The organism is Kitasatospora sp. NPDC048365 (genome assembly GCF_043200835.1).
Taxonomy (GTDB): domain Bacteria; phylum Actinomycetota; class Actinomycetes; order Streptomycetales; family Streptomycetaceae; genus Kitasatospora; species Kitasatospora terrestris.
The window spans coordinates 71,149-86,098 of the sequence record NZ_JBICYJ010000011.1 but is presented as its reverse complement, the minus strand read 5'-3'; the positions used below and the strand labels follow the sequence as shown (position 1 = coordinate 86,098).

General features: G+C 73.7%; 12 protein-coding genes. 7 read left to right on the top strand and 5 right to left on the bottom strand.

Going from position 1 to position 14,950, the window contains the following annotated elements; all coding sequences use genetic code 11:
• Positions 1-56 precede the first annotated feature (56 nt).
• Together ACGFX4_RS13845 and ACGFX4_RS13840 are read left to right on the top strand one after the other, a co-directional pair.
• Complete coding sequence (locus ACGFX4_RS13845; RefSeq protein WP_393072972.1) at positions 57-1,079, top strand: serine hydrolase domain-containing protein; 1,023 nt, start codon at positions 57-59, stop codon at positions 1,077-1,079.
• 58 nt (positions 1,080-1,137) lie between these two features.
• Positions 1,138-2,961, top strand: coding sequence for an alkyl/aryl-sulfatase (locus tag ACGFX4_RS13840; RefSeq protein WP_393072970.1), 1,824 nt, complete (start codon positions 1,138-1,140; stop codon positions 2,959-2,961).
• A gap of 60 nt (positions 2,962-3,021) precedes the next feature.
• Here the strand turns inward: ACGFX4_RS13840 and ACGFX4_RS13835 are convergent, their stop codons facing one another.
• Both ACGFX4_RS13835 and ACGFX4_RS13830 read right to left on the bottom strand, forming a co-directional pair.
• Positions 3,022-3,804 carry a sugar phosphate isomerase/epimerase family protein gene (locus tag ACGFX4_RS13835; RefSeq protein WP_393072968.1) on the bottom strand — a complete coding sequence of 261 codons (783 nt, stop codon included), beginning with the start codon at positions 3,802-3,804 and terminating at the stop codon, positions 3,022-3,024.
• Between the two features lie 14 nt (positions 3,805-3,818).
• Positions 3,819-5,750 carry a DUF2264 domain-containing protein gene (locus tag ACGFX4_RS13830; RefSeq protein ID WP_393072966.1) on the bottom strand — a complete coding sequence of 644 codons (1,932 nt, stop codon included), beginning with the start codon at positions 5,748-5,750 and terminating at the stop codon, positions 3,819-3,821.
• A gap of 304 nt (positions 5,751-6,054) precedes the next feature.
• On the opposite strand from ACGFX4_RS13830, the gene ACGFX4_RS13825 reads away from it, so the two are divergent.
• Genes ACGFX4_RS13825 through ACGFX4_RS13810 form a run of 4 tightly spaced genes read left to right on the top strand, consistent with a single transcriptional unit; the run spans position 6,055 to position 10,355 of the window.
• Positions 6,055-7,398: an ABC transporter substrate-binding protein gene (locus ACGFX4_RS13825; protein WP_393072964.1), complete on the top strand. Its 1,344-nt coding sequence runs from the start codon at positions 6,055-6,057 to the stop codon at positions 7,396-7,398.
• Positions 7,398-8,336, top strand: coding sequence for a carbohydrate ABC transporter permease (locus ACGFX4_RS13820; protein WP_393072962.1), 939 nt, complete (start codon positions 7,398-7,400; stop codon positions 8,334-8,336). Before ACGFX4_RS13825 ends, ACGFX4_RS13820 begins: the two co-directional genes overlap by 1 nt.
• Positions 8,333-9,244, top strand: coding sequence for a carbohydrate ABC transporter permease (locus ACGFX4_RS13815; protein ID WP_393072960.1), 912 nt, complete (start codon positions 8,333-8,335; stop codon positions 9,242-9,244). The genes ACGFX4_RS13820 and ACGFX4_RS13815 overlap by 4 nt, the downstream gene beginning before the upstream one ends.
• A 43-nt stretch (positions 9,245-9,287) precedes the next feature.
• On the top strand, positions 9,288-10,355 hold the full coding sequence (locus ACGFX4_RS13810) for a hydroxyacid dehydrogenase (protein ID WP_393072958.1): 1,068 nt from the start codon (positions 9,288-9,290) through the stop codon (positions 10,353-10,355).
• Between the two features lie 7 nt (positions 10,356-10,362).
• Here ACGFX4_RS13810 and ACGFX4_RS13805 read toward each other — a convergent pair whose 3' ends face one another.
• Positions 10,363-11,295: a formylglycine-generating enzyme family protein gene (locus tag ACGFX4_RS13805; RefSeq protein ID WP_393072956.1), complete on the bottom strand. Its 933-nt coding sequence runs from the start codon at positions 11,293-11,295 to the stop codon at positions 10,363-10,365.
• 26 nt (positions 11,296-11,321) lie between these two features.
• Positions 11,322-12,731 carry a sulfatase gene (locus tag ACGFX4_RS13800; RefSeq protein ID WP_393072954.1) on the bottom strand — a complete coding sequence of 470 codons (1,410 nt, stop codon included), beginning with the start codon at positions 12,729-12,731 and terminating at the stop codon, positions 11,322-11,324.
• 254 nt (positions 12,732-12,985) lie between these two features.
• On the opposite strand from ACGFX4_RS13800, the gene aroA reads away from it, so the two are divergent.
• Entirely contained in the window at positions 12,986-14,221 is a 1,236-nt protein-coding gene (gene aroA, locus ACGFX4_RS13795) for a 3-phosphoshikimate 1-carboxyvinyltransferase (RefSeq protein ID WP_393072952.1), read from the top strand.
• On the opposite strand, the gene ACGFX4_RS13790 is transcribed toward aroA, so the two are convergent.
• Positions 14,218-14,907, bottom strand: coding sequence for a Pr6Pr family membrane protein (locus tag ACGFX4_RS13790; protein ID WP_393072950.1), 690 nt, complete (start codon positions 14,905-14,907; stop codon positions 14,218-14,220). The genes aroA and ACGFX4_RS13790 overlap by 4 nt on opposite strands.
• Positions 14,908-14,950 lie beyond the last annotated feature (43 nt).

Here is a 14,950-nt window from a genome sequence, read left to right as displayed (position 1 = left end):
CGGATCGGCCCGCCGGGCGATCCCGGCCGCGCCCGGCCGCGGCTAGCGTGGCGGGCATGACGGACCTGGGCGACCTCGTGCAGCGCACCGCCGACCGGCTCGCCGAGCAGCGGGCGGGCGTGGTGGTGGCCGCCGTCGCGGGCGGCGCGACCGAGATCCGCGGCGCCGGCCGCACGGGCGGCCACGACGGTGCGGTGCCCGGCCCGGACACGGTGTTCGAGATCGGCTCGGTCACCAAGGTGTTCACCGCGCTCGCACTCGCCCGGCTCGCCGTGGCCGGCGCCACCGCCCTCGACGAACCGCTCGCCGACCTGCTCCCGCCCGGGGCCCGCGTCCCCGCCCGCGACGGCGTAGCGATCACCCTGCGCGACCTCGCCACCCACACCTCCGGCCTGCCCCGCCTCCCGAAGGGCATGCTGCTCGGCGCCCTGCTCCGCCCGCACGCGCCCGACCCGTACGCCGGCTGCACCGCCGACCGGCTGCTGGACGGCCTGGCCCGCACCCGGCTCGGCGCCGTCCCGGGCCGGCGGTTCCGCTACTCCAACCTCGGCGCCGGGCTGCTGGGCCTCGCCCTCGCCCGCCGCGCCGGCGGCACGTACGGCGACCTGGTCGGACGGCTGGTCACCGGCCCGCTCGGCCTGGCCGACACCCGGCTCGACTCCGACCCGGCCCGGACCGCGCAGGGCCACTCCGCCCGGCTGCAGCCCGTCCCGCACTGGCACCTCGCCGACCTCGCCGGGGCCGGCGGACTGCGGTCGACCGGCGCCGACCTGGCCCGCTTCCTCCAGGAGCAACTGGACCCCGGTCGGGGGCAGTCGGCCGAGGCGATCGCCCTCACCCGGACCGTCGAGCACCCGGTCGCCCCGGTGGCCGCGGTCCACCTCGGCTGGATGAGCCTGCGCCTCCACCCCCGGCAGGGCGGCCACCGGCGCTACTGGCACAACGGCGGCACCGGCGGCTTCACCTCGTACCTCGGCTTCGACCCGGAGCACGGGGTCGGCGTGCTGGCCCTCGCCAACACGGCCCGCTCGGTGGACTCCGCCGCCGAACTGCTCACCGATCTGCAGAGCGCCGCCTGACCCGGCACCGAGGCGCGGCGTCTCAATAAATCGGACATATCGCCCTAGTCTGGCCCGCATGACGGACCTGGACTTCGCTGACACGACCGACTTCGAGAACGCCGACCGCGGCTTCCTCGGCACCCTCGCGGACCCGCGGATCACCGGCCCGGACGGCCGGGTGGTGTGGGACGCCACCGCATACGCCTTCCTGGACGCCGAGTGCCCGGACACCGCCAACCCGAGCCTGTGGCGGCAGGGACAGCTCACCGCCCGGCACGGCCTGTACGAGGTCACGCAGGGCATCTACCAGGTGCGCGGCCTCGACATGTCCAACATGACCCTGGTCGAGGGAGACACCGGGGTGATCGTCGTCGACCCGCTGATCTCCGTCGAGACCGCCGCCGCGGCCCTGGCCCTGTACCGCGAGCACCGCGGCGACCGCCCGGTCACCGCGATGATCTACACCCACTCGCACGCCGACCACTTCGGCGGCGCCCGGGCGATCGTCCCGCACGGCCAGGACGGCACGGTCCCCGTCCTCGCGCCCGCCGGCTTCCTGGAGCACGCCGTCAGCGAGAACGTCTACGCCGGCACCGCGATGACCCGCCGCGCCGTGTTCATGTACGGCATGGGCCTGCCCGTCGACCCCGCCGGGCAGATCGGCTGCGGCCTCGGCGCCGCCGGATCCACCGGAACGGTCAGCCTGGTCGCGCCGACCCTCGACATCACCCGCACCGGCCAGCGGGAGACCGTCGACGGCGTGGAGATCGTCTTCCAGCTCACCCCGGGCACCGAGGCGCCCTCCGAGATGAACTTCCTCTTCCCGCAGCGCCGGGCCCTGTGCATGGCCGAGAACGCCACCCACACCCTGCACAACATCCTGACCCTGCGCGGCGCACTGGTCCGCGACCCGCGGATCTGGGCCCGCTACCTCTCCGAGGCCCAGGACCTCTTCGCCGACCGCGCCGACGTGGCCTTCGCCTCCCACCACTGGCCGACCTGGGGCCGGGAGAACATCACCGCGTTCCTCACCGCGCAGCGCGACATCTACGCCTACCTCCACGACCAGACGCTGCGCCTGCTCAACCGCGGCCTCACCGGCCCGGAGATCGCCGAGGAGATCACCCTGCCCCCGGCGGTCGAACGGACCTGGTCCACCCGCGGCTACTACGGCTCCGTCAGCCACAACGTCAAGGCGATCTACCAGCGCTACCTCGGCTGGTTCGACGGCAACCCCGCGCACCTGTGGGAGCACCCGCCGGTCGAGCAGGCCCGCCGCTTCACCGCCGACTACGGCGGCATCGCCGCGATCACCGCCAAGGGCCGCGAGTACGCCGCCGCCGGCGACCTGCGGTTCGCCGCCACCCTGCTCAACCACGCCGTCTTCGCCCAGCCCGACCACCACCCGGCCCGCGAGGCGCTGGCCGAGGTCTACGACCGGCTCGGCCGCGGCGCCGAGAACGGCACCTGGCGCAACTTCTACCTCACCGCCGCGATGGAACTGCGCGGCACCCTCGCCAAGGTCGACATCAACCTCGGCAACCCGGAAGTGGCCGTCGCCCTGACGATCGAGCAGCTGATCGACTCGCTGGCGATCCGGATCGACGGCCCGCGCGCCTGGGACACCCGCCTCACCGTCGACTGGCGGATCACCGACCTGAAGCAGGCCTGGCGCCTCACCCTCTCCAACGGCGCCCTCACCTACCGCACCCTCCCGCCCGCCGCCGACCCGGAGCACCCCGCCGACCTCACCCTGACCCTCACCAAGCCCCAACTCCTCGGTGTCCTCGCCGGCAAGGGCCTGGACGGCATCACCCTCGACGGCGACCCCACCGTCCTCGCCCGCCTGGTCGCCCTCCTCGACACCCCGGACCCGAACTTCGCCATCGTCACCCCCTGACCCCCCACCACCCGCGCGGCCCGGAAACCCCGGACGGGGCCCGGGCCGCGTGCGGTTCCGCTACCGCGGGTGGAGCGAGCGCAGGAGGGTTGCCCCGGTGGGGAGTCGGGGCGGGAGCGGGGCGGCGGTGGGGTGCCAGGGGGCCTCGTACTCCCAGGAGACCCAGGTGCCCTCGGGGAGCAGGCGCAGGCAGTCGGCGATCGGGAGGACGCCGGCGCCGAGCGGGAGCGGGGTGAGGTCCGCGGGCGAGGCGATGTCCTTGACCTGGACGTAGCCGAGGTGCGTGGCGAGTGCGCGGTGGGTCTCGGCGGGTGTCTCGCCCGCGAGGTGGGTGTGCATCAGGTCCCACAGGGCGCCCGCCGCGGGGGAGCCGGCGGTGGCGAGCAGGCGGGCGAGGTCGTGGCCGGAGCGGTGCGAGTCGTGGGTCTCCACCAGGATCCGGACGCCGAGTCCGGCCGCCCGGGCGGTGGTGGCGGTGAGCCGGCGGGCGGCGCGGGCGTCCGCCTCGGCGGCCGGTCCGTCGCCGCCGCGCGGGAACACCCGGACGTACGGGGCTCCGAGGTCGGCGGCGAGCTCCAACTGGCCGTTCAGCTCGGCGAGTACGGGCGCGTCCGGGCCGGGCTCGGCGATGCCGACGTACGAGGCGACGGCGAGCGGGGCGATCCCGGCGGCGGTGAACGCGCTTGCCGCGGTGCGGCGTTCGGCGGCGGTCAGGCCGGGGTGGACGGGTTCGCCCGGCGCGGAGCGCAGTTCGAGGCCCTGCCACCCGCTGTCGGCGGCCAGCCGCAGCACCTCGGCGAGCGGCAGCCCGGGGACGCCGAGGGTGGAGAAGGCGATCGGCACGGCGGGTCTCCCGGCTAGTCGGCGCTGACGGTGACGGCGGCGGTGGCGAGCGTCGCCCGGTGCGTGCCGCCGTCGGGCCAGTGGACGGTCACCTGCCAGGCGCTGCCGGAGGGTTCGGCGGTGACCGTGGGCGGGGCGGCGGGCCGCCCGGTGGCGGTCAGTCGGACGGCCGCCACGGACAGCCCGTCGCCGACCGTGCCGTGCAGCTCCGGGACCGCCGCGCCCGGGCCGTACGCGGTGCCCGCCGGGACGTCGGTGACCGCGGCGGTGGTGAATCCGCGCAGGCCGTGCACCTCGCTGAGCAGCGGCGCGTCCGAGGTGTCCGACGGGGCGGACCCGGTGGCGGGGACCGGTACGGCGCGGACCCGGGCGTGCAGGCCCTCCGCCTCGGAGGTGACCCGGCTGCCCGCCGCGGCCCAGCCGCTCGCCCGGACGGGGGTGTCGGCGGGGGCGCCGGTGACCAGGTGGACGCGGAGCTCGTCGGCGCCGCGGGCGAGGGTGAGCGAGGTGACGGTGGTGCCGGGGCGGGGGTGGTGGGCGGAGGCGGCCCAGCCGGGGCCGGCGCCGAGCGGGGTGATCCGGCCGCGTTCGGTCGGCGTGCCGTCGAGGAGCAGCGCGAAGCGGTTGTCGCCGTCGGTCGGCCCGGTCCGGGTGGAGTGGGCGAGCGGGGCGTAGAGCGGGTCGTCGGGGGCGGGTTCGGGTGCGCTGCCGGCGGCGAGCTGGTCGTCGCTGCCGTGGTTGTGCAGCCGGACCAGGCCGTCGGCGGCGGTGGACTGGATCAGCCAGCCCGCCGTGGGCAGTGCGGTGACCGCGTCCGCGCGCTCGCTCGGCCCGGGCTCCTCGACGGCCGTCCAGACCGGGTGGTCGGCGGGCAGCAGCAGTCCGAGGAAGCCCTTGGACGCCCAGTACGGGGAGGCGGGCCCGGAGTAGGGCTGGACCAGCGGCGGGTAGGGGCCGTGCCAGCCGAGGGTGAGCAGGCCGTCGGCGCCGACCGCGCCCCGGTCGAGGAAGTAGCGCAGGGCGCCGGAGGCGAGCCGGCGGGTGGCGCCGGGGGAGAGCGGGGTGCGGTCGGCGAGCGCCCCGGCCCACAGCGGCGCGGCGGCGGCGAACCGGTAGCTGAGCGAGCGGCCCTGGTGGACGGGTGCCCCGCTGCGGTCGAAGAGCCGGGCGTACCCCTCCAGGTGCTCGGCGAGCCGGGCGCCGTAACGCTCCAGCAGGTCGGCGTCCTTGCCCGCCCAGGCGTGCAGCACCGGGTACAGGTGCAGCGCCCAGCCGTTGTAGTGGTCGAGGGCGCGGGGGCGGCCGTCGGTGTACCAGCCGTCGCCGAGGTACCACTGCTCGATCGCTTCGAGTCCGCGGTCGACGGCGGCCCGTGCCGCGTCGGTCGCGATGCCGGCCTCGGCGAGGAAGCCGCCGACGGAGAGCGGGAAGAGCCACCAGTTGTTGTCGTGCGGCTGCCGGTGGAGCGCGTCGGCGAGCCAGCGGCCGGCCCGTTCGCGGACGCCGTCGTCGAGGCGGTCCCACAGCCAGGGGCGGGTGAGGCGCAGGGCGACGGCGACGGAGGCGGCCTCGACCATGGGCTGGGAGCGGTCCTCGATCCGGCCCCAGGACTCGGTGTCGCCGTCGGCGAGGTCGCGTTCGGCGGTGGGGGTGCGGGTGCCGGCGTCGAGGCCGGCGGCGTAGCGCTCCAGCAGGCCGTGCGGGTCGGCGCCGCCGGCGCCGGCGACCCGGAAGGCGGCGAGCAGGAAGGTGCGGGCGTAGCCCTCCAGGCCGTCCGAGCGGTGGCCGGACCAGCTGGGGCGGGTGCCGGGCAGGTTGATCAGGGCCTGGCCGGGGCTTGCGTGCGGGTGGACGGCGGCCAGCAGCCGGTCGGCGGCGGCCTCCCAGTGCGCCCTGGTCCAGCCGGTGTACGGGCTGAGCTCGCGGTCTTCGGGGGGCAGCTGCATCGCACGTCCTTGGGTGGCCGGGGGCGTCGTGGGCGCGTGGGTGTCGTGCCGAATCTAGGAAGCGGGTGATCGGGAGTCAAGAGCAGCTGATCAAGCGATCGCGTTGATCGGATCGTGACCTGGCCCTCCAGGGGCCATTTTCCAAGCTCAAGGGCGGTTGATCGGCCGATCGGCCGCTGATCACATCGGATCATTTGATCCAGATCTCTTGACTCCGATCGCGACCCGACCCAAGATAGCGGTCAACCCAGCCCGACCAGGCCAAACCCGCAGCAATTCGGGCAATCCCCCACAGGAGCCGAGCATGCCCTCTTCCGCTCTCCACCGCCGCAGAGCCCTCCGCGCCGCCGCCGGCGCCACCGCCACCGTCCTGTGCGTGACGCTGCTGGCCGCCTGCGGCAGCAGCGGCGACAAGGGCGCGACCGCGGCCGACGCCAACGACGGCAAGCCGGTCTCGCTGACCTTCTGGGGCTGGGCCAAGGGCACCAAGGACGTGGTGGCCGCGTTCAACGCCTCGCACCCGAACATCCAGGTCACCTTCGAGGAGATCCCCTCCGGCAACGCCGGCGGCTACGCCAAGATCTCCAACGCGGTGAAGGCCGGCAACGCCCCCGACGTGTTCAACGTCGAGTACCCGCAGCTGCCGGACTTCGTCAGCCAGGGCGCCGTCCAGGACATCAGCAAGCTGGTCTCCGCCGACCTGAAGAAGAAGTACCTGTCGCAGGCGGTCGACCTGACCACGCTGGGCGGTTCCACCTTCGCCCTGCCGCTGGACGCCGCGCCGCAGGCCTTCTACTACCGCAAGGACCTGTTCGAGAAGGCCGGCGTCGCCGCACCGAAGACCTGGGACGAGTTCCGCACCGCCGCCGAGAAGCTGAAGGCCGCCGACCCGAACACCCGGATCGCCACCTTCTTCCCCGACGACCCGTCCACCGTCGAGGCGCTGAGCTGGCAGAACGGCGCCCACTGGTTCGCCACCGCCGGCGACACCTGGAAGGTCGACCTGGCCGGCGCGGAGACCAAGAAGGTCACCGACTACTGGCAGAAGCTGATCTCCGACGACCTGGTCCGCTCGATGCCCTCGTTCAGCCAGCAGTGGACCGCCTCCCTGCAGAAGGGCGAGACCGCCGGCTACGTCGGCGCCGCCTGGGGCGGCGGCGTGCTGAAGGGCACCGTCCCGGACGCCTCCGGCAAGTGGGCGGTCGCCCCGGTCCCGACCTGGGACGGCCAGCCGGCCAGCGGCATGCTCGGCGGCTCGACCTTCGCGGTCTCCAAGGACAGCAAGAAGGCCAAGGCCGCGGTCGAGTTCGCCACCTGGGCCACCACCACCCCCGAGGGCATCCAGGCCCGGATCGCCACCGGCACCTCCTCGATGTTCCCGGCCGCGCCCGACCTGGTGCCGGTCGCCAAGGCCGCCTTCAAGACCGACTTCTACGGCGGCCAGGACATCTACTCGGTCTACGTGGATGCCGCGAAGTCCATCAAGCCGAACTGGACCTGGGGCCCGGCGATGAGCGCCACCAACGGCTCGCTCAAGGACTCCTTCGGCAAGCTCGCCCAGGGCGGCACCGTCTCCGGCGCGGTCGACACCGCCCAGCAGGCCACCGTCGCCGAGATGAAGAACCGCGGCCTCAAGGTCAACGGCTGATGTCGACCCCCGCGCCCGCTCCCGCGCAGGCCTCCCGCGCCGCCGCCCGGCGGCGCGGGCGGTACGGGGCGCCGGCCCTGCTGCTCGCCCCGTTCATGGTGCTGTTCACCGCCTGCACGCTGGTCCCGATCGGCTACGCGGTCCACCTCAGCCTGTACACCGAGCACCGCTCGGGCCTCGGCTTCGGCGGCTCCGAGACGGTCTTCACCGGCCTGGGCAACTACACCCGGGCGCTCGGCGACGCGGCCTTCCGGGCCGGCTTCTGGAACACCGCCCAGTACTGCCTGCTGTACATCCCGCTGATGATCGGCCTGTCGCTGCTCACCGCGTTGCTGCTGGACTCCGCGCTGGCCCGCGCCAAGCGCTTCTTCCAGCTCGCACTGTTCCTTCCGCACGCGGTGCCCGGCATCATCGCCGCGCTGGTCTGGGTGTACCTGTACACCCCGGGCATCAGCCCGGTGATCGACGCCCTGAACGGGGTCGGCGCCGAGGTCGACGTGCTCGGCCACCCGCTGTCCGCCGTGGTCAACATCGCGGTCTGGGAGTGGACCGGCTACAACATGGTGATCTTCTACGCCGCGTTGCAGGCCATCCCGCGCGAGGTGCTGGAGGCCGCCGTGGTCGACGGCGCCGGCCCGCTGCGCACCGCGCTCAGCGTCAAGATCCCGCTGATCCGGGCCTCGATCACGATGGTCGGCCTGTTCACCGTGATCGGCTCGCTGCAGCTGTTCACCGAACCGATGATCCTGCACGACGTCGCCCCCGGCGTGGTCTCCACCTGGACCCCCAACATGTACGCCTACTCGGCCGCGTTCGAGCGCAACGACTACGGCCTGGCCGCCGCCTCCTCGGTGTTGCTGGCCCTCGCCGCCGCCGTGCTCTCCTTCGTCGTCACCCGGGCCTCCCGGGGCCGCAGCCGCAAGGAGGACGCCGCATGAGCGCCACGCTGACCCCGTCCCGCCGTACCGCGCCCGCCACCGGTCGGGCCGCGAACCCCCGTCCGCCGCGCCGCCCGTGGACGCTGTCGAAGACCGCCGTCAACGGCGCCCTGGTCCTCGCGACCGTCTACACCCTGCTGCCGCTCGGCTGGCTGATCACCGCCTCCGCCAAGAACACCGGCGACCTGCTGGTCGGCCGCACCCTCACCCCCGAGCGCTTCCACCTCGGCCAGAACCTGCACGACCTGGCCACCACCGGCGACGGCATCTACTTCCGCTGGTACCTCAACTCCCTGCTGTACGCCGGGCTCGGCGCGGTGCTCTGCGCGTTCGTCTGCGTCTGCGCCGGGTACGCCTTCCACGTGTACCGCTTCCCCGGCAAGGAGCAGCTGTTCGGCCTGGTCCTGCTGGGCGTGCTGGTGCCCACCACCGCGCTCGCCCTGCCGATGTACCTGCTCGCCTCCGAGCTGCACGTCGTCAACACCTTCTGGGCGGTCTTCGTGCCCTCGCTGGTCAACCCGTTCGGCGTGTACCTGGCCCGGGTGTTCTGCGCCGGCTACGTGCCCGGCGAGGTGCTGGAGGCGGCCCGGATGGACGGCGCCGGCGAGCTGCGCACCTTCTGGTCGATCGGCCTGAAGATGGTCATGCCCGGCTTCGTCACCGTCTTCCTGTTCCAGTTCACCGCGATCTGGAACAACTTCTTCCTGCCGCTGGTGATGCTCTCCGACAACCGGCTCTTCCCGGTCAGCCTCGGCCTGTACGCCTGGAACACCCAGACCCACGCCTTCCCCGAGTACTACCCGCTGGTCGTCACCGGCTCGCTGCTCGCCGTCCTCCCGCTGGTGATCGCCTTCGTGGTCCTACAGCGGCACTGGAAGGCCGGTCTGACCGCCGGCAGCGTCAAGTAACCAGCCCGCCACCACCGTTCACGACTCCGATCGGGAGCCCCCGATGCCCAACGCCCTGCCCGCGCCCGCCCAGGCGCCGCCCGGCCCCGCCGTCCCGGCCGCCCGGCACCGCCCGCGCGCCCTGCTCGCGATGCACCGCGACCTGGCCGCGAAGCTGATCGACGACACCGCGATGGCCGCGCTGATCGCGGCCGCCGACCTCGACCCGGCGCTGGTCGTCGACGACTTCACCGCCCCCGGTGCCGCCGCCGCCCTCGCCGAGGCCGAGGTGATCGTCTCCAGCTGGGGCTGCCCGCCGCTGGACGAGGCCGTGCTCGCCGCCGCGCCCCGGCTGCGCGCCGTGGTCCACGCGGCCGGGTCGGTCAAGCACCACATCACCGACGCCTGCTGGCGGCGCGGCATCCAGGTCACCTCCGCCGCCTGGGCCAACGCCCTGCCGGTCGCCGAGTACACCCTCGCCGCGATCCTGTTCGCCAACAAGCCGGTGCTCCGGCTGGCCGCCGACTACCGCGAGCGCCGCGCCCCGCACGACTGGCAGGCCGCCTACGCGCGCACCGGCAACTACCGGCGCACCGTCGGCATCGTCGGCGCCTCCCGGATCGGACGCCGGGTCCTGGAGCTGCTCCGGCCGCACGACTTCGAGGTCCTGCTGCACGACCCGTACGTGGACGCCGCCGGCGCCGCCGAGCTCGGCGCCCGCAGCGTGGAGCTCGACGAGCTCTGCGCGCTGAGCGACGTGGTGAGCGTGCACGCGCCCGAACTCCCGGCCACCCAACACCTGATGGACGCCCGCCGGCTCGCCCTGATGCCCGACGGCGCCACCCTGGTGAACACCTCGCGCGGCTCGCTGATCGACCAGGACGCGCTCCTCGCCGAGCTGCGCACCGGCCGGCTGAACGCGGTGCTCGACGTCACCACCCCCGAGGTGCTGCCCGCCGACTCCCCGCTGTACGAGCTGCCGAACGTCCTGCTCACCCCGCACGTGGCGGGCTCGCTCGGCACCGAGCTGCACCGGATGGCCCAGGCCGCCGCGGACGAACTCGCCCGCTACGCCGCCGGGTTGCCGTTCGCCCACCCGGTGCTGGCCGACCAGATCGACCGGACGGCCTGACGCCGGGTCAGCGGGCCACCCGGAAGCCGATGTTGCCGCTGGAGCTGTCCGGGGTGTTGGAGCTGCGGGCGCCCAGCCGGTAGCGGTTGCAGTACGAGGCGTGGCACATGTGGGAGCCGCCGCGCATCACCCGCGAGGCGCCGTCCGGCGGTCCGGCCGGGTCGGTCCGCGGCCCGGTCAGGTGGAAGTCGGCGCTGAACCGGTCGGCGCACCACTCCCAGACGTTGCCGACCGGGTTGTACAGCCCGAAGCCGTTCGGCCGGTAGGAGCGCACCGGCGCGGTGCCGCGGTGCCGGCCGGTCTGCACGGTCGGGAAGACGCCCTGCCAGATGTTCAGCAACTCCCGCCCTCCCGGCGCCAGTTCGTCGCCCCAGGGGTAGCGCTGCTGCTCCCGGCCGCCGCGCGCGGCGTACTCCCACTCGGCCTCGGTGGGCAGCCGGGTGCCCGACCAGGCGCAGTACGCCTGCGCGTCGTGCCAGGAGACGTGCACCACCGGGTGCTGCTGGCGGGCGGCGAAGTCGGACCCCGGCCCCTCCGGCGCCCGCCAGCTGGCCCCCGCCACCGCCCGCCACCACGGGGTGGCGGCCACCGGCGGGGAGACGGCGCGCAGCCGGTCGGTCAGGAACCCCTCGAAGACGAAGCTGGACCCGAAGCGCTCCGCCTCCGTCAGGTACCCGGTCTCCCGGGCGAAGGACGCGAACTCGGCGTTGCTGACCGCGGTCGGCGCGATCGCGAAGCCGGAGACCGTCACCGGCCGGACCGGCCCCTCCCCGTCCGCCGCGATGCCGTCCGGGTCCTCGGCGCCCATCAGGAACGTGCCGCCGGGCAGCGCGATCAGCTGCCGTGCGGCGCGCAGCGCCGCCGCCGAGGGCGGGGCGGCGACGGGCAGCGGCAGCCCGAGCTCGACGGGTTCACGTCCGGGGGTGCAGCAGGACAGCATCGCGGGGGCCTTTCGGGCGGGGTCGGTCAGGAGGTCCGGTCGGCGGCCAGCTGCGCGGCCAGCGCCGGGATGCCGAGCGCCTGCTCGTCCGCCGAACTGGCCTGGTACAGCTTGTTGGTGAGCTGGTACGGGTCGGCCACCAGGTCGTAGTACTCGCGGAAGGCCACCGCCCCGGTGCCGGCCGGCCGGCCGTCGGCGTCGGTGTGGAGCTTGTAGTACTCGGTGTACTGCTCGGTCCTGCTCAGGTACGAGGACCAGGTGTGCGGGCTCTTCGCCTGGTGCACGCCCTGCTCCCACCACTCCACCAGCAGGTGGTCGCGGCTGTAGGAGCCGAGCAGCGAGTGGCCGTCCAGCGACCAGTTCGGGGTGATCCCGGCGGCCTGCAGGACGGTCGGCGCGATGTCGATGTTGGCGACGATCCGGTTGTCGGTGGTGCCGGAGCCGAGCCCGCCGGCCGGCCAGGAGAGGTAGAACGGCACCTCCACCGACGGCAGGTAGGGCACCGACTTCTTCAGCCAGCCGTGGTCGGCCCAGGTGTAGCCGTTGTCGCCCAGGTAGATCACCAGGGTGTTGTCCAACTGGCCGAGCGCGGCCAGCTTGTCGTGGAACGCCTGCACCGCGTCGTCCACCGACAGCAGGGCGCGCAGCTGACGGGTGCGCAGCGCCTGCGCGTCGGCCAGGGTGGCGCCGGCGGTCTGGATCCACTCGGGCTTGTCGCTGCGGTCCGCCTCGGGCACCGAGGGCCGCCCGTTCCAGGCCGGGACGGCCGTGTTGGCGTACTTCGGCTCCGGGGTGTTGGGCTCGTGCGAGGCCTTCGGCGCGACGAACGCGAACCAGGGCCGACTGTCGGTCGCGGCCTTGTCCAGGAAGGCCAGGGTGCGGTTCCTGATGACCGTGGTGGAGTACCCGGCGATGGTGTGGACGGTGCCGTTGTCGTTGTACGTCCCGTCGTTGTAGACGACCGGGTCCTCCAGCAGCCACTCCTCGAAGTGCGGCGGATTGTCGGCCACGTTCCAGGCGTTGAGGTACTTGCCGAACAGGCCGGTGCGGTAGCCCGCCTGCTTCAACGCCCGCTGCAGGGTGGCGCTCTGGTCGAGGTTGTACGGGTGGCCGTTGTCCAGCACGCCGTGGTTGTGCGCGTAGCGTCCGCTGAAGATCGAGGACCGGGACGGCGCGCACAGCGGGGTGGTGACGTGCCCGTCGGTGAAACGGACGCCGTTCCCGGTCAGCCAGGCGACGGTGTTGGGCGTGGCCCACTCGGTGTGCTTGGGCTGGTCGTCGGTCAGGATCACCAGGATGTTCGGGCGGGTCGCGGCCGCGGCGGCGGGCGCCGCGGCGATCGAGGCCGCCGCGGGGACGGCGGTGGCGGCCGCCACGGCGGCGGCGCCGGCCAGGAATCCCCGGCGGCCGAGCTGCGGTTCGTCGTTCCGGCTCATGTGGGCCCTTTCACGGAAAGAGGATGTGAATTCGGGAAACGCGGAACACTTCTCGGCGGGGGAATTCACCGCCATGGCAGGGACCTTAGGGGCGCCGGTCGAACCGGGTGAAGCGGTCGCCGCCAATCAACGCACGGATTTCATGCCGCTGTTGCAATGTTGCGCTGTCCACAGAATGGAACGCCCGCGCACGGTGCGCGGACGTCAGGGCAGGATCGCCGGAGCCCCCACGCCCACCTGGAAGGACGCCCCCCGTGACCGTCGTCGAGGTCCCCGGTTCCAAGTCGGTCACCGCCCGCGCGCTGTTCCTCGCCGCGGCCGCCGAGGGCACCACCACCCTGCTGCGACCGCTCGCCTCGGACGACACCGAGGGCTTCGCCGAGGGCCTGCTGAAGCTCGGGTACCGGGTCGAGCGCGAGGAGCGCGAGTGGCGGATCGAGGGCCGCCCGCAGGGACCGGCCGGCGACGCCGAGGTGTACTGCCGGGACGGCGCCACCACCGCCCGCTTCCTGCCGGTGCTCGCCGCCGCCGGCCGGGGCAGCTACCGCTTCGACGCCTCCGCGCAGATGCGCCGCCGCCCGCTCGGCCCGCTCACCGCCGCCCTGCGCGACCTCGGCGTGCGCCTGCACCACGAGGAGCAGGAGGGCCACCACCCGCTGCGGATCGACGCCGACGGTGTCGCCGGCGGCGAGGTCACCCTGGACGCCGGCCTGTCCTCCCAGTACCTGACCGCGCTGCTGCTGCTCGGCCCGCTCACCCGCGACGGCCTGCGGATCACCGTCACCGACCTGGTCTCCGCGCCGTACGTGGAGATCACCCTGGCGATGATGCGCAGCTTCGGCGCCACCGTGGAGCGCGACGGCAACGTCTTCACCGTCCCGGCCGGCGGCTACCGGGCCGCCGCGTACCCGGTCGAGCCGGACGCCTCCACCGCCTCCTACTTCTTCGCCGCGGCCGCCGTCACCGGCCGCGAGGTCACCGTGCCCGGTCTCGGGCGGGGCGCGCTCCAGGGCGACCTGCGCTTCGTCGAGGTGCTGGACCGGCTCGGCGCCCGGGTTTCGGTGGAGGCCGACCGGGTCACCGTCGCAGGACCGGCGGGCGGGATGCTCTCCGGCGGCACCGTCAACATGCGCGACATCTCCGACACCATGCCGACGCTCGCCGCGATCGCCCCGTTCGCGGCCGGGCCGATCCGGATCGTCGACGTCTACAACACCCGGATCAAGGAGTGCGACCGGCTCGACGCCTGCGCGCAGAACCTGCGCCGGCTCGGCGTCGACGTCGCCACCGGCCGCGACTGGATCGAGATCCGCCCCGGCAACCCGGCCCCCGCCGAGATCGCCACCCACGGCGACCACCGCATCGTGATGTCCTTCGCGGTCACCGGCCTGCGCACGCCCGGCATCACCTTCGACGACCCGGGCTGCGTCCGCAAGACCTTCCCCGACTTCCACCAGGCCTTCGCCGCCTGGGCCGCGACCGAGGACTAGGCGGCGGCTTCCGGGGCGGACCCGGCGGCTTCCGGGGCGGGCCCGGAGACCGGGCGGGTGCGGGTGAAGAGGCGGGTGCCGAGCCGGTCCAGGCCGACCACGGCGGCGGCCAGCAGGACGAACTCCACCGTCAGTTGGCCGATCTGCCCGGCCACCCAGCCGTAGCCGTGCTCGGTCGGGTCGAGGAAGAAGTACGGGTACTTCAGCGGGAAGCCCGGGAAGAGGATCGCCCGGGCCTCGGTGACGACCGCGTACCCCAGCGGGAAGGCCAGCCACAGCGGCAGGTCGCGCCAGCGCGAGGCGTTGCGCGGCTTCAGCACCAGCCAGTCGGCCAGCACCAGCAGCGGCGTGGTGTAGTGCAGGAAGAAGCTCGACCAGTTCTGCAGCCGCTCCGGGCCGGAGACCAGGCCCGGCAGCGGGTTCTCCCCGTGGTTGAGCAGGACGTGCGCGACGATCCCGGTGATCGTGATGTACAGCACCGCCGCCCCGCGCAGCCGCGGCGCGGGCGCGTCCGCGGTCGAGCGCTTCACCGTCCAGTACGCGGCGCCGAGGAAGTAGCCGAGCACGACGACGTTGCTCTGGATGGTGAAGTAGACGAGCGAGCTGTTGCTCAGGACCAGTCCGAGGAAGGCCGAGAGCGCGATGGCCAGCCGCCACCACAGTGCGGGACGGGTCCAGACGTTCATGCGCCGCACTCTACCCACCGGTAGCCAACCGCCGGAAGCACCT